At 35.9% G+C, this 13,256-nt stretch carries 16 protein-coding genes and 1 tRNA gene; 5 read left to right on the top strand and 12 right to left on the bottom strand.

The features are described 5' to 3' along the window. Window positions 1-34: 34 nt before the first annotated feature. Both IGJ66_RS07390 and IGJ66_RS07395 read left to right on the top strand, forming a co-directional pair. Window positions 35-448 (top strand): hypothetical protein, encoded by a 414-nt coding sequence (locus IGJ66_RS07390; RefSeq protein ID WP_067482402.1) that lies wholly within the window; start codon window positions 35-37, stop codon window positions 446-448. Between the two features lie 63 nt (window positions 449-511). Further along, window positions 512-584 (top strand) — tRNA-Gln (locus IGJ66_RS07395). Window positions 585-667: 83 nt separating this feature from the next. Here IGJ66_RS07395 and IGJ66_RS07400 read toward each other — a convergent pair. Beyond that, window positions 668-1,039: a YxeA family protein gene (locus IGJ66_RS07400; protein ID WP_067482404.1), complete on the bottom strand. Its 372-nt coding sequence runs from the start codon at window positions 1,037-1,039 to the stop codon at window positions 668-670. 249 nt (window positions 1,040-1,288) lie between these two features. Here IGJ66_RS07400 and IGJ66_RS07405 point away from each other — a divergent pair, with 249 nt between their 5' ends. Beyond that, on the top strand, window positions 1,289-1,474 hold the full coding sequence (locus tag IGJ66_RS07405) for a hypothetical protein (RefSeq protein ID WP_067482405.1): 186 nt from the start codon (window positions 1,289-1,291) through the stop codon (window positions 1,472-1,474). Between the two features lie 601 nt (window positions 1,475-2,075). Here the strand turns inward: IGJ66_RS07405 and IGJ66_RS07410 are convergent. Further along, complete coding sequence (locus IGJ66_RS07410) at window positions 2,076-2,264, bottom strand: hypothetical protein (protein WP_067482407.1); 189 nt, start codon at window positions 2,262-2,264, stop codon at window positions 2,076-2,078. A gap of 17 nt (window positions 2,265-2,281) precedes the next feature. Continuing rightward, on the bottom strand, window positions 2,282-2,545 hold the full coding sequence (locus tag IGJ66_RS07415) for a hypothetical protein (RefSeq protein ID WP_067482409.1): 264 nt from the start codon (window positions 2,543-2,545) through the stop codon (window positions 2,282-2,284). Window positions 2,546-2,708: 163 nt separating this feature from the next. On the opposite strand from IGJ66_RS07415, the gene IGJ66_RS07420 reads away from it, so the two are divergent. Continuing rightward, window positions 2,709-2,966, top strand: a complete 258-nt coding sequence (locus IGJ66_RS07420; RefSeq protein WP_067482411.1) for a glucose uptake protein — start codon at window positions 2,709-2,711, stop codon at window positions 2,964-2,966. 159 nt (window positions 2,967-3,125) lie between these two features. Here the strand turns inward: IGJ66_RS07420 and IGJ66_RS07425 are convergent, their stop codons facing one another. Next, window positions 3,126-3,443 (bottom strand): hypothetical protein, encoded by a 318-nt coding sequence (locus IGJ66_RS07425; protein ID WP_067482413.1) that lies wholly within the window; start codon window positions 3,441-3,443, stop codon window positions 3,126-3,128. Between the two features lie 18 nt (window positions 3,444-3,461). Continuing rightward, complete coding sequence (locus IGJ66_RS07430) at window positions 3,462-3,896, bottom strand: universal stress protein (RefSeq protein ID WP_067482415.1); 435 nt, start codon at window positions 3,894-3,896, stop codon at window positions 3,462-3,464. Between the two features lie 350 nt (window positions 3,897-4,246). Here IGJ66_RS07430 and IGJ66_RS07435 point away from each other — a divergent pair, with 350 nt between their 5' ends. Further along, window positions 4,247-4,858 carry a LysM peptidoglycan-binding domain-containing protein gene (locus tag IGJ66_RS07435; RefSeq protein WP_071869456.1) on the top strand — a complete coding sequence of 204 codons (612 nt, stop codon included), beginning with the start codon at window positions 4,247-4,249 and terminating at the stop codon, window positions 4,856-4,858. Between the two features lie 90 nt (window positions 4,859-4,948). On the opposite strand, the gene IGJ66_RS07440 is transcribed toward IGJ66_RS07435, so the two are convergent. The 7 genes from IGJ66_RS07440 to IGJ66_RS07470 form a co-directional block, all read right to left on the bottom strand. Further along, a complete protein-coding gene (locus tag IGJ66_RS07440; RefSeq protein ID WP_067481318.1) occupies window positions 4,949-5,194 on the bottom strand; it encodes a GlsB/YeaQ/YmgE family stress response membrane protein in 246 nt (81 codons plus the stop codon). A gap of 43 nt (window positions 5,195-5,237) precedes the next feature. After that, window positions 5,238-5,786 carry an Asp23/Gls24 family envelope stress response protein gene (locus IGJ66_RS07445; protein ID WP_082904057.1) on the bottom strand — a complete coding sequence of 183 codons (549 nt, stop codon included), beginning with the start codon at window positions 5,784-5,786 and terminating at the stop codon, window positions 5,238-5,240. 12 nt (window positions 5,787-5,798) lie between these two features. Then, complete coding sequence (locus IGJ66_RS07450; RefSeq protein WP_075492220.1) at window positions 5,799-5,987, bottom strand: DUF2273 domain-containing protein; 189 nt, start codon at window positions 5,985-5,987, stop codon at window positions 5,799-5,801. 11 nt (window positions 5,988-5,998) lie between these two features. Further along, window positions 5,999-6,559: an alkaline shock response membrane anchor protein AmaP gene (gene amaP / locus IGJ66_RS07455; protein WP_430616442.1), complete on the bottom strand. Its 561-nt coding sequence runs from the start codon at window positions 6,557-6,559 to the stop codon at window positions 5,999-6,001. Between the two features lie 279 nt (window positions 6,560-6,838). Next, the gene (locus tag IGJ66_RS07460) at window positions 6,839-7,600 is read right to left on the bottom strand and encodes a formate/nitrite transporter family protein (RefSeq protein WP_067481312.1); all 762 of its coding nucleotides are present in this window, start codon (window positions 7,598-7,600) and stop codon (window positions 6,839-6,841) included. A 213-nt stretch (window positions 7,601-7,813) separates the two neighbouring features. Beyond that, a complete protein-coding gene (locus IGJ66_RS07465; RefSeq protein WP_430616443.1) occupies window positions 7,814-12,616 on the bottom strand; it encodes a hypothetical protein in 4,803 nt (1,600 codons plus the stop codon). 66 nt (window positions 12,617-12,682) lie between these two features. Next, complete coding sequence (locus IGJ66_RS07470; protein WP_430616444.1) at window positions 12,683-13,198, bottom strand: hypothetical protein; 516 nt, start codon at window positions 13,196-13,198, stop codon at window positions 12,683-12,685. Window positions 13,199-13,256 lie beyond the last annotated feature (58 nt).

The raw sequence follows: 13,256 nt of genomic DNA on the forward strand, positions 1-13,256 counted from the left end.
AAGAAGATTCTTATTTGAAGGAGGAGGCATCATCATGGAAAGATTCAATCAAAAAAAACCGAATCCAAATGAAATTCCAATCATTTTTGTACGTGATGATTCTGGCAATGTTCAGGGAAAAGTTTCCGTCAACGAATGGACAAACCGCCACCGTCCTTCCTCTTTAAACCAATTAGAAATCAAATTATATCGTCAAGCTTTAGCGTATTACGCCGAGCAAGATTTGGAAAAAGCGATTGATATCCTAAAGTTTTTGATTTTACAAACCGAATATACTCACTTTGAATATGTTGAGCGTTTAGCAAATATCTATCACTTGAAAAATGAACTACAACTTGAATTAAAACTTCTCTCGTCAACTATTTCCGTTGCTGAAGTTACAGGTCTACCTTCTGGTCTGGTTAGAAAAATCGAACGTCGAATCGAGCGAATCAAAAAAAACAAATAACAGGCAAGATAAATTAGTTGCGTTTTTATAAATAAGTGCTAACATAAACTTGCATTGAGTCATTGGGATGTAGCCAAACTGGTAAGGCACTTGACTCTGAATCAAGCAATTGCAGGTTCGAACCCTACCATCCCAATTTGGGTTCACGTTTTCTTATCATTTCAAAAAGGAGTTGCGACAATCGTCACAACTCCTTTTTTTATTATGCTTTTATCTTGATTATCCAATAAGTGCTAATGCTTTTTCAGGAACTTCGTTTTTGTCGACTTCTTCGTACGTTTCGACATGTGCGCCTTTATTCGTTAATTTCAAATAACGTTCTTCCTTTAATACACCAATCCCATTAAACTCAACTGTCCGTTTTTTTCCATTTTTATCTACCGCTTCCTGGATATAAGTTGCTGTTCCGTAACTATTGACAGCGTCCGGCTTTTTCGTTTTTACATAAACTTCTCCTTCTGTTACCAAAGGATTTAGTTGGTCCATTATACCAGCAAATTCACTGTGTTGATTTGCTGTATACATTTTTAATCCAAACAAACTTAACCCGCCAATCAGAATAATTCCTACAAAAAATTTAACTACTTTCATTTTCCTACCTCCTATGATGTTGCACTTATTATAACTAGAAACAGAAGGTAGAAACCTCCGACCAGGGAATGAGTTTTCCCTCATACTTTAGCAATGCAATCAAATTTCATAACAACTATTATTCAAAAAACACTCGTTATCTGGTAAACTATGAATGTAAAAGTAATCTGAACATGAGCATAATAGCATTTTATATTGTTATTCGTTACTTTTTAATAACTTTTAATAACTATAAAGGATGGGGTAAAAATGAATAAAGATGAACTAATCGCAAAAGTAAAAGAAATGATTAATGAAGGAAACTTGGACGAAGCAAAACAATTTGTCGAAGATCATAAAGATGAGCTTGGTAGCTATGTTGAGCAAGCAAAACACCTTTTGAAAGATATTGATGTTGATGGAATCACTGATAAAATCAAGAATCTGTTTAAATAAAGCTTGTGGCTCCAAGCGTTAAGCTTTAAGGAATAAGGAATCCTTTCTAAAAATAACTTCTCATATTGTTATGAAACAGAGATTTCTTACCGAGTAAACCACCATGGAAATAACACAAATAATGTTATCAAAAATTGTAACACATAACACTCAGCTACAACTAGCTATCCATAAACATGGGTTGAGACAAAAGTAGCCTAAATAGAAAAACGCCTAAAATTCGTTTTTGAAAACGTTGATTTTAGGCGTTTTTTAAATTGAAAATGTGTTAAGAACGACTGGTTTTTAGTTTTTGCCCAGTCTATTTATTATGCTAGTGTTTTTCTGAGTAACTTTCTTTTGTTGTTAAACTAATAACAGTTAAATAACCACCTCAGGTTTTCATACCTTCTTCTGGATCTTGCTTTTCTAAACAGTTATCTACAAGCTAGCTGGTTTAGCTATCCTAATGATGCTTATTTTGGAAAACGGTAATTTTTCCTGCAATAGGTTTATTTCTTCAAACAAGACGGCTAAATAATTTTTATTTTGCTATCACTTTAGATTCATTGGGCTTATTTTTCCCTAGTCAACGCTCTTAATCTAGCTTTTTTGTCAAAAACTAATATAAACGTGTTGGATCATAGTGATAGGTAACATTTCCGTTCAAGGATGCTTTTCCAACCACATATTTGCGGTCTTCCAACTTTAACCAAGCTTCCCGGAAGGTCATTACCTCATCATGCTTGACCTCGATTTTTTCGATTTTTCCAGCAATCAATGCTTGGATTTGTTCATCATATGGATTCATTTTTTCTTCCTCCATTGTTAATACGTAGTAAAAACTGGTTCATAGATTTTTTTCGTATCCAAATCTTTTCTAACTTTTACTGTTGTGTAGATGATTTTTTCAACCGGAATACTATAAAATTCTTCTTCGCCATTATTAAAACGGTGAACCTCTTTTTTGCTTAAAATACCATTGATTTTATTCGTCAACACCCGCTTTTCTACACTGTTGCTGACAACATAATAAATCACTCGAATATTGTTCACTAAATGTAAGTCAATCTCTAATATCACATGGTCCATGAAAATTTTCATCCTCTCTTTCAGGTCTGATTATATCAGGAATTTGTGAGACAATCAAAATCAATCAGCAGATTAATTGCGTACTTATCACAAATGTGCTTGCACCAATCAACTTAACATGTTATTTTGTAACATGGACTTATTTTAATATAGGAGGCGCCCCATGCTGATCTTGGGTCAATTATTCTTTTATATACCTTTTTTTATTATGGCTTTGATTACATTCTATTATATTCACTGGACGAGAAAAAAAGTTTCCGTTTTAATTGCTTCTCTCCCTAGTGCTTATTTCACTTATCAAATTTTTACTATTCGTCATTGGGAGACTACCTCTTTGCTAACCAAGTATGTCTTTGGGCTTACGATTTCAGTTATTTTGCTGATTGTGTGGTTATTCATCTTATATAATAAACAAAACTAACGTTATCTCTTTCAAAACTCACATTTGTTATGCGTTCGTTTGAAACTCTTCAACCAGCTAATTCTTCTTAGCTGGTTTTTGTACACAAAAAACATGAGTTGCATTATTTCCTACAACCCATGTTTTCAACTTTCTTCTATACTATAGAAGAAAAAAGATTTACTCATTTAAATCTTCCCTTTTTTGTAAAAATTCTTCTAGATCATCCAGAGCTTGTTGTGTATGCACGAAATCTTGACTGTAAAGCGATGCTAGTCGCTCAGGCAAAATAAACCATGATGGATGATAGCCGTTTGTTGTCACAGGAAACCCTTTATCTAGCCGATTATCCCCATCCCATCGAACAGCAATCGTCTTCTTCTCTTTCCATTTTACAAATGCTGTCGAGTAGCCTTTCTTGGTCTTCGTGCCATCCTCAATAATTGACAACACTTTGATTTTTTCTTTAGGAGCCGATACATCTTGTGGTTGAACCATTTTATACACCAACTTTCCTTATTTTACTACTAAAACATTACATGGGGCATGTGTCACTATATATGAAGTTGTCGAACCGACTAATGCTTGCTGAATTGCTCCTTTACCCGTTGCCCCCATCACAATCAAATCAATTTGTTCCTTATTAGGAATATCGACTCCAATCAACTCACGCGGATCACCAGTCTCAACGACGGCATGGATCGAATCAATACCATATTCCTTTGCATCATTGATTTTTTTCAACATTTCCAATTCAATTGCTTCTTTTTCCTCTGCATAAATTTTTGAAAATGCGTAAGCACTATGGGTTAATTCAACTTCATTAATAATCGAAACAATATATAAACTTGCATGATTTTGTTTGGCAATTGCCATTGCTTCAGAAAAAGCTTTTTCTGATTGTTTTGATCCATCAACAGCAACCAAGATGTTTTGATAACTGATAGTCATTGAAACCGCCTCCCTTTTCTTTTATTGTATCATCACCTACTTAAATTCAAAAATATATGCACTATTTCTTCAAAAATTCCTTTAAATACGAAATTTTTTTTGCTTTTACGCGCAAAAAACAGAACATACTTTCTCATTTTTCACCCTTAACAATCATTGATGTGATTACTTTATGTGCTTTTTTTCATTTTACCCACATTTTTTGATAATATTTTTGTTACAAAAAACCTGATTCTGTTACAAAGTGTCATCAATCTTTCACCTATGAAATCTTTTCACATGATAAAGTATGTCCATGTTGAAAAACACTTAACAAAAACTTTTATGATTCGAAGGAGAATATATATTATATGAAATCACTTAAAACTGTACTATTAGGAACAACTCTGGCTGCCGGCGCTGCATTATTTATGGGAACAACAACACACGCAGACGAAGCGTACACTGTTCAATCAGGCGATTCATTATCAACTATTTCACAAAAATATGTTGGCGATAACTCCTTGATTAACCATATTGCTCAATCTAATTCAATTTCAGATATCAATCTGATTTTTGCAGGTCAAACATTAACTATTCCAACCTCAGAGCAAGGCTCAACAACAGATGTTGCACCTCAAACAGAAGCAGTTCAAGCTGAACCTGTTCAACAAGAAACAACACAAGAAGTTGCTCAAGCACCTGTTCAAGAAACAGTTCAAGCAACTCCAGCAGTTGAAACAACAGAAGCAGTAGCTACTACTTCTAACTCTGCAAAAGAATGGATCGCACAAAGAGAATCAAGCGGTTCTTATACAGCAACTAACGGTCGCTACATCGGTCGTTACCAATTAGATTCATCATACTTGAACGGTGACTACTCAGCTGCCAATCAAGAACGTGTAGCAGACGCTTATGTTTCTTCACGTTATGGTTCTTGGGAAGCTGCTCAATCATTCTGGTTAGCAAACGGCTGGTACTAAAATTCAATTTAATTAGTAATTAAAAAAGGTCTGGAAGAATTCTTCCAGACCTTTTTTCAATTCACTTTAGATAAACTATTTCAGCCAAACTTAATCCATTTTACGGACAAAGAATGAAACGATTAGCACTAAGATCACTGCACCAACAATTGACGGAATGATTGCCATTCCTGCCAAACTTGGTCCCCAGCTTCCTAGTAGCCATTGTCCTAATGCAGAACCAACTAAACCTGCAGCAATATTTGCAATAATTCCCATTGAAGAACCTTTCTTCGTAATTGCACCTGCCACAGCTCCGATGATACCACCAACAATTAATGACCAAATAAAGCCCATGTCACTCACTCCTTTTCAAATTTTACAAGTTTAAATTATTTTATTATTCCACACGAGGTTCAGTGTTTTCTTTCACACGTTGCGTTCCTTTGTCGACAGCTTTTTTCGCTTTAGAGGTTTGTTTTGAAGCAAACTCACCAGTTGATTTTGCTGCGTCCGTTACTTTATCTTGAACTGTTTCACTTTCTTTTGCGTATTCTTCGCGTGTTTTGATGTCAACGACGTTCACATTAACTTCAATCACATCTAAGTGAGTCATATTTTTCACTTCACGACCAATTAACTCTTTCATTTGTTCGTAGATACCTTCAATGTCCTTGCCGTATTCAACAACAACATCCATATCAACAGCTACTTGTTTTTTACCAACTTCTGTGTCGATTCCTGCTGTTACATTATCTGTATTCACTAATTTTTCAGCAATATTGGAGAAAAATCCGCCATCCACAGTTAGCAAGCCATCCACATCTTCTAAAGCAATTCCAATAATTTTTTGAATCACTTTGTCTTCAAAAGTTAGTTCTCCATTCATTTGATCAATCCCCTTTGTATTTTTTTGTTCTGTTGCAGGTTTGAATTCGTTGTGTGCCATTATCCATTCCTCCTAAAATTTAAAATAATCATCTAAAAGATGTGTTTCTTTAAGATAAAAACCAATTGCGATACCGATTGCGGTTAAAATCAAAATGAGCAAGGTTTTAAAAAATCCTACAGTTAACCACAAAATCGCTAAAATGAGCCCAAGACCCCCAAAGATAATAGGGAGCTTGTATGTTGAAAAGAATTGATTCATTTTTTGCCCTCCTACTCTACTCGAGAGTGCTTGTTTTCTTTTGCTGCTTTTTGAAATTGCTGATAAGTGACTACCACTTGAACAGGTTCATTTACCCCTAACAATCGTTTGACTTCTGCTTCGATCTCCTTCATCAACTGGTCTGTTTGCCCAATTAACGAAGAAGTTCGCTTCAATTCACCCTTCACTTTGATTTTGATTTGATTTTTTGTTGCACGAACCACAATTCTAGGGGAATGAATAAATTCTTCTGCCTGTAATTTCGTTCGAACTAATCCTTCAATCGCTTTTTTATCGACAGCTAAAGTTCCATGTTCTCGCTTCAAGACAAAGGTTGTCTTGGTTTTTGGATAAAAAAGGATGAATAGAATAAATATGGCAACAAGAATACTAAATACAATGGCAACCCAAAAGATATATTGTTGAAAGTAAAAACTAGTAACAATAAAGTATCGAACATTCTCTAAGAAAGTTGGCAACTGATACAGTGAATAAATCAATGCAACCGTCAACGAGATTGAAAGGATAACCAAACTTCCGATGATTCCAATCACTTTAACCCCTTTATTCATTTTCCACCTCCTAAAATTTTTTAAACAATGGCAATTTGCCAATTATTTACTAAATAAAATCTAGCCATTCAGCGAATATAACAACATTTTTATGGCAATTCGCTCACAATTAAAGCGTTCTCTTTTTATGTTTTTCTAATTTATCTTAATTCCAGACTATTACTTTCAATTTTTTTTTGCAAAAGTTATGCTTACTTATTAAAAAACAAATAGACAAACTAAAAAAACCGTTCATTTCTAAAATGAACGGTTAGTTGAATCGTTTTTCAATTGTTTTTCTTAGTGACCTTTATAACTTAAATAATAAAATCCTGAAACAAAAACGCCACCACCAAGAATGTTTCCTACGTACACTAACAAGAAATTTCTAAAGAATTCTCCCCAACTTAATGAGCCTTCAAAAATGGCCGCAGGAATAACAAATGCATTTGCCACACTATGCTGAAAACCAATCGCAACGAAGATCATCACGGGAAACCAAATACCTAAAATTTTTCCAGCAGCATCTTTCGCACCATAGCATAACCATAAAGCAAGTCCAACAAACCAGTTACAACCAATACCAGAAATGACTGCTTGTTCCCACGAAACATTGACCTTATGTTCTGCTAATGACAGCACTTGGTCTAAATACACGCCACTATGCGTTAAACCCAACACATGTCCGAAAGCATAAGCAACAAAAAAAGCACCCAATAAGTTTGCTAATGTAATCGTTAACCAGTTTAGTAAAAGTTCTTTAAAAGAAACTTTCTTTGCCATCCATGCTGTGCTCACAGCCATCATGTTCCCAGTAATCAATTCTCCCCCGGCCAATAAGATCACAATTAATCCAATTGGGAAAACAGATGCGCCAACTAACGCCTGAACACTGGCTAAATCTGCTGGAATCGAAGCCGATACTCGAATATATGCTAGATAACCTAAAGAAATCATCGCGCCTCCAATGAAGCCTAAAATCCATTTGGCTATCCATGTTTTTTCAATTTTTTTCTGACCATTCTCAATGCTGATTGCTAAAATTTCACTTGGTGAATACACAAAAATCGCTCCTTTAAACTTTTCTTCTCCTTTTTACTACTTTACAGTTAAATCAACCGTTTTCAATAGTTTTGTACATTTTTTCACTAATTCCTCATTTCTATAACTCTTCCATCATTTTTCACAAAAAAAACTGGGACTAAAAGCTGTCCCAGTTACCTAATTATCCATTTTAACAAGTAATTTGATTCTCCAAAATCTTTTCATTAGGATTTATTTAGTTGATTTAAATCTCAACCGCATGTTAGAAGATGATTTCGATACATCCGTTTGTTTATTAACAGAACCTTCAAATGAAACTTGTTTGATTTCTTGAGCATCTAAAGTTAGCAATAGATGTGCTCGGTTGATTTCTTGATTATTTTCGTAAAGAGTCACAGGTTGTCCATCAGCAACAATTTTCAGTAATAAATTCTTGTCTTTTAGTTCTGTATCTGGTGTAAATTGTTCAACAGATACTTCGACAGGGACAGTTGAATTGTTTTCCATTTTGTAAACAGGTGAAATGATTTTTTCTTCGTCTGAACCAAAATTCATTTTTGTTGGTATCGTTAGGTTGATTTCCGAAGTATCAATTTCGTTAACAATTCCCCCAGGAACATCAACTGCTACTTCTGGAATATCCTGCTCGACTGAACTTTGATTTGTTGCTTTTCCTGTTACTTTAACTACTGGATTTTGATTCAACGCAGCATCTGTCACTTTTACTTTTACTTGATAAGTAAAAGTTTTACCAGGTGCTAGCTCATCAATACTCACATTTTGTTCACTTCGTGTCACGACTTCCAATCCATCTGGTAACTCAATTGAAAGATTTCCTGACTTAAGTGACGCAACGGAGCTATTATTCGTTAGCGTGTAAACATAAAGTAATTCATCACCAACATTGGTTTCTTCCTCACTTCTTGACAGGTTTTCAACAGTTAGATCTGCAGCCAGCGTTAACTTCGGTGCTTTGACGATAAATGGTACCGTGTGGCTATATGCAAATGTTTTCCCGCTCTTCAACGTTTCGACAACGCTGATTACAGCCATGCTTCCACCAAGTTTTGATGTATCTGGATACATTTCGAATTCTTTCACTGACAGTTCATTATAGTTTTCTGTTGAAAGAAATTCATTGATTCGTTGGTCCAACTCTGCTTCTGTCGTCCCTTGTTCAATTTCTTGCACTTGTGGTTTCAACCAATTAACATGTAATAAAGAATAACCATTTGGTGTCAATTCATAGAAAGCTTCTGTCTGTCCTTCAGCTTCTTTCACTAATAATTCGTTTCGACTCGTATATGTTTCCGAACCACTTAATTGCCAAGATGGATCATCTTTCTTAGTACCCGAAGCTGTTATCACATCACCATACTCGATTACTGCTGACCCAACCAATCCATTCCAGGTGGTTGCTAACTGATCCGGCGTTTGATAAACCGTATTTGTTTTTAGTGAAACGAGCACATTCGTCATTGAGCCACGATAAACATTCAATAGCGGACGCAATGTCAATTCATTTTTTGCCGTTCCTGGTGTTGCAACTAGCTTGGGTACTCCCCCATCGTCCAATAAGCTAAGTGCTACTAACGGATCAGTCCCCATTACGATACTATTGCTATACAATACTTTGTAATTAATCACGACATCAACTGACTGATTGAAGCTTTGGCTGGTTACGCGAACCTTTGCTTGATGTGTTCCCACTGTCGAAGCACTAATCGGATCACTAATCCATTCAAAGACCAATTTATCTTCGGCTTCTGGTGTAGATTTTACATTCACATAGTCTTTTGCATTATTTGATAATGTTGTACCTAATGAGATATCAGCGATTGTTTTTGCGCTCACTTCCAGCGTTTTTACAATTGTAAATGGTACCGTGTAATTAAATTCAAAAGTTCCTCCACTTTGTAACGTTTCTTCTACTTTAATTACGGCACTTGTTGTGCCAAGTTTTGATGTATCTGGATACGAAACAAATTCTTTTACCTTCACATTATTGAAACTTTCTGTTGAGAGAAAATCGCTGATACGTTGATCGAGTGCCTCGTGTGTCATTCCTTGAGTCACTTCTTGATTACTCGGAGTCAAACGATTGATATTGAGTAATGAATACCCTCCAGTGGTTACTTCATACAGTGCTTTTGGATAGCCTTCGGCTTCTTTCACTAATTGTTCATTTCGACTCACATAAGTTTGTGCACCATTTAATGAAAGCGCTGGATCATTTTGATGAAAACTTTCAATGGAGAGTACATCACCGTATATTAGGCTTGTTGTTTGAAGTTCTTTGCTCCAACTGCTTGCTAATTCCTTCGACGTTTGGTAAACCGTATCTGTTTTCAATTCGAACAGTTTTTGATCTATGTTTTTACGATACGCTTTGATATTTGGTCTCATCGAAAGATTAGTACTTGTGTTCAGACCAGTCGTTACTAAATTAGGGTTCCCTGCTTTATCCAGTAAACTAAGGGCAATCATCGATGGCTCGCCTAACACGATACTATTTCCATATAAAACCTTGTAGTCTATAGTTATCTCTTTAGATACTTGATATGTTGGACTCGTCACACGAACCTTTGCTTGATGTGTTCCCACTGTCGAAGCACTAATCGGATCACTAATCCATTCAAAAACCAATTTATCTTCGGCTTCTGGTGTAGATTTTACATTCACATAGTCTTTTGCATTATTTGATAATGTTGTACCTAATGAGATGTCAGCGATTGTTTTTGCGCTCACTTCTAAGCCATCCAAAACATTAAAATTAACTTCATACTCATAATTTAATTTTACACCAGCGATTGTTTCTTCCACTAAGACTTTTCCTTTTGCCGTTCCCGCTTTGGACCGGTCAGGATACTCAGTGATCTTAGAAACTTTCAATCCATTTCCACTCATCCCAAGAAAGTCAATCAAATTACCTGCTTGTTTATCTAACTCTGCATTGGTGGTTTTGGTCGTGATTGCTGTTTCTTTTGGTTTCAACCGATTCAAACGATAGGGAACAAAGCCATCAGCTGTTACTGCAAAATAGACACTTCCTTCATGCATGTCAGAATATTGAGTATTGCTACCATTCTTAATGTAAGAATTTCGCCACTGTTCCTTATGCCATATTTGGACAACATCCCCCAGTCGAACAAATTGTTGCCCGCTCGTTCCAAAACTACTTACTACCTTATCAGTAGTGACCTCACCGTTGAAACCCATATAATACGTGCTACTTAATTGATCGATTCTTCCGGTCCCTCTTAGTAACGTAATTGACTGATAGGTCATTCCTTTACGATACTCATGGATACCGTTACTTCTATAATTTTTGTTTTCTCCAAAGCTAGAGCGAATATAATAAGAGTTGCCTACTTTATGAAGTGTATATGCACCACTTGTACCATTATCATACCCTCGAAGTTGAATGGTATTTCCCCAAGTCATTTTAACAGGTACCTGTACATAAGTAGTGACGCCACTTGACTTACGTGTAATTTTCACACTAATTTTATTTGTAACTGCCATGTTATCAAAGCTGGGAACTGAGGTAATCTCCGCTGTGTAGTCGGAAGAATTGATTGCTGTTCCGTCTTCTAAACGTACGTTAGTAATCATTTTTGAAACAGCAGGGATTTCACCTGACCATGTTCCAAGCTCGATCGTTTGTTCAACCACATCTGCCCAGATTTGTCGGTCATCATTTATGTTGAAACTTGCTGAAGCCGAATCTAATGGAATATTACTCATAGGGAGTGCCCAATACAAAAGACCTCCATCATAAATCGATATTGTACGCCCTTCAGCATCATGACGTGTATTAATTGTTACAGAACAGTCACCTGAAAAATTACCTGCTTTGACTCGCTTCATTCGATAATTTATCTTTGTACCAGTTGAACCCGTCTTCTCAAGTTGAACATAGTTAGAAAAGTTACTGGATAAATCAACTTTAAACTGAGACAGGTCAGAGAAATAGTCTCCTGTAAAATTGACCTGCCCTGCATATTGTTCACTCACTTTACTTTCAACTGTAAAATTTACAGTATTATTCACGTTTTTTCCCAGTTTACTGTAATTGGATTTCAATGCGTCAGACAGGTTACTTGCTATTTTCCGGACAGATACTTTTCTCCACTCATCATAGAACCAAGAATATTTACTAGGCATATCTACACTCTCAAGGTTACAAACCAATCCTGTCATACCTAGACTAACGGTACCTTTCTCAAAATAATCAACTTTGTTCCAAACATAGTTCCCAACACCAAGCGCTTTTATATATTCATCCGCTCTTAGCTCTCCATGATATCTCAAGTTTATAGAAGGAAGCGTAATATTTGAACCAGGTTTCGTTCGCTTTATCACAAGATAAAACCTATTGAATTTTTTACCATTCTTTGTTGATACGGAGGCTGATCCAGTGAAGGCAATACCGTCACCTCCTAAAAATGCCATATTGTCAAAATATATACTTGTCGCATAGTCCCATTTATACAGACCACTAGTTGCAGATGTTACAGGTGCATTCTCAACTGGAAGCTCAAATTCAAGGATTGATGTAGCTCCGGTATAATTTCCAAGTTTGGGTGCTGCTTTCAATCTGGCGTATATTTCTCCAATCCAATATGCAACTGCTTTATTATAAGCTACCTTGGCACCAGGGTTATCATCAACATTTCCAGCCTGTGGTTGGATACTCGTTTTCAATGTCTGTGATGCAGCTTCCTCTTTTGTTGAACTTTCAGCCACCTTTTTCTCAGTGGATGTTTGTGTTTTTGATGAAACTTCATTTTCTTCTTGTTGAGGACTAATTTGTGCTTGAGTTTGACTTGTTTCGGTTGTTTTTCCAGATTGTATTTGATTCACACTAGTTTCAGTTAACGTCGTCTTTTCTTGCTTTTCAGTTGATTTAAGCGTTTCACTTTCTTCTTGTGCCCATACAACCTGATTACTAATACTCACTAAATGAGTAATTTCTGAAAGTAGCAGTGCTATTAACATCAGCCAAATGATCATCTTTTGTCTATTTTTCATTCTTGTTTCATCCTTTTTTGCTCAGCCCTTCTCCACCGTCCTTCATACATAGCAGTGCCCCCTTTACTAGCTGACATATAGAACACCATCAATTGTCGATTGATTGATTTCCTTTTCGTCATCATAGATCGTATAAACAATCGTTACTTCATGACTACCCTTTGACAAATCTTTTGCTAGCTTGGCTTCCATTAATTGGCGATTTGCAGGTATCAGTCCAGATTTGTAAACCTGTTCATTTCCTTCTTTCAGCAAATATGCCACTTGGATGCTGTAAGCATTCGTCGGTTTGTTTTTCACCGCGATTTGAGCAACATTCGTTTCTTTTGAAACTGCAATCTCATGTTTCAGGTTGATAGTAAAATTGTCTTTGTCGACTTTTGTTTGCATGAACTTTAGCATTTCTTCATCTGTCATTTTTTCTAAATTTTGTTCAACGTCTGGCAACCCGCTGATAACTTTCGGCGTTTCTCTGAAAAAGTAAAATGAAAAAAATGATCCTAATGCAACAAGCAACAACAGTAATAAAATCAATAATCGTCTTTTTTTCTTCTTATTTTCTTTTGCTCTTTGTTCCACCATCTTTTGTTATCCCCCTATGTCAAAACCCAGAAAAGGAGAAAGATTAGTCAATCTCCCT

It is taken from the genome of Enterococcus sp. DIV0176 (assembly GCF_050528535.1).
GTDB lineage: Bacteria > Bacillota > Bacilli > Lactobacillales > Enterococcaceae > Enterococcus_B > Enterococcus_B thailandicus.

Coding starts and splice junctions, on each gene's coding strand:
- IGJ66_RS07390 (WP_067482402.1), top strand. CDS start 35: ATGGAAAGATTCAATCAAAAAAAACCGAATCCAAATGAAATTCCAATC.
- IGJ66_RS07400 (WP_067482404.1), bottom strand. CDS start 1,039: ATGAAAGTAGTTAAATTTTTTGTAGGAATTATTCTGATTGGCGGGTTA.
- IGJ66_RS07405 (WP_067482405.1), top strand. CDS start 1,289: ATGAATAAAGATGAACTAATCGCAAAAGTAAAAGAAATGATTAATGAA.
- IGJ66_RS07410 (WP_067482407.1), bottom strand. CDS start 2,264: ATGAATCCATATGATGAACAAATCCAAGCATTGATTGCTGGAAAAATC.
- IGJ66_RS07415 (WP_067482409.1), bottom strand. CDS start 2,545: ATGGACCATGTGATATTAGAGATTGACTTACATTTAGTGAACAATATT.
- IGJ66_RS07420 (WP_067482411.1), top strand. CDS start 2,709: ATGCTGATCTTGGGTCAATTATTCTTTTATATACCTTTTTTTATTATG.
- IGJ66_RS07425 (WP_067482413.1), bottom strand. CDS start 3,443: ATGGTTCAACCACAAGATGTATCGGCTCCTAAAGAAAAAATCAAAGTG.
- IGJ66_RS07430 (WP_067482415.1), bottom strand. CDS start 3,896: ATGACTATCAGTTATCAAAACATCTTGGTTGCTGTTGATGGATCAAAA.
- IGJ66_RS07435 (WP_071869456.1), top strand. CDS start 4,247: ATGAAATCACTTAAAACTGTACTATTAGGAACAACTCTGGCTGCCGGC.
- IGJ66_RS07440 (WP_067481318.1), bottom strand. CDS start 5,194: ATGGGCTTTATTTGGTCATTAATTGTTGGTGGTATCATCGGAGCTGTG.
- IGJ66_RS07445 (WP_082904057.1), bottom strand. CDS start 5,786: ATGGCACACAACGAATTCAAACCTGCAACAGAACAAAAAAATACAAAG.
- IGJ66_RS07450 (WP_075492220.1), bottom strand. CDS start 5,987: ATGAATCAATTCTTTTCAACATACAAGCTCCCTATTATCTTTGGGGGT.
- amaP (WP_430616442.1), bottom strand. CDS start 6,559: ATGAATAAAGGGGTTAAAGTGATTGGAATCATCGGAAGTTTGGTTATC.
- IGJ66_RS07465 (WP_430616443.1), bottom strand. CDS start 12,616: ATGAAAAATAGACAAAAGATGATCATTTGGCTGATGTTAATAGCACTG.
- IGJ66_RS07470 (WP_430616444.1), bottom strand. CDS start 13,198: ATGGTGGAACAAAGAGCAAAAGAAAATAAGAAGAAAAAAAGACGATTA.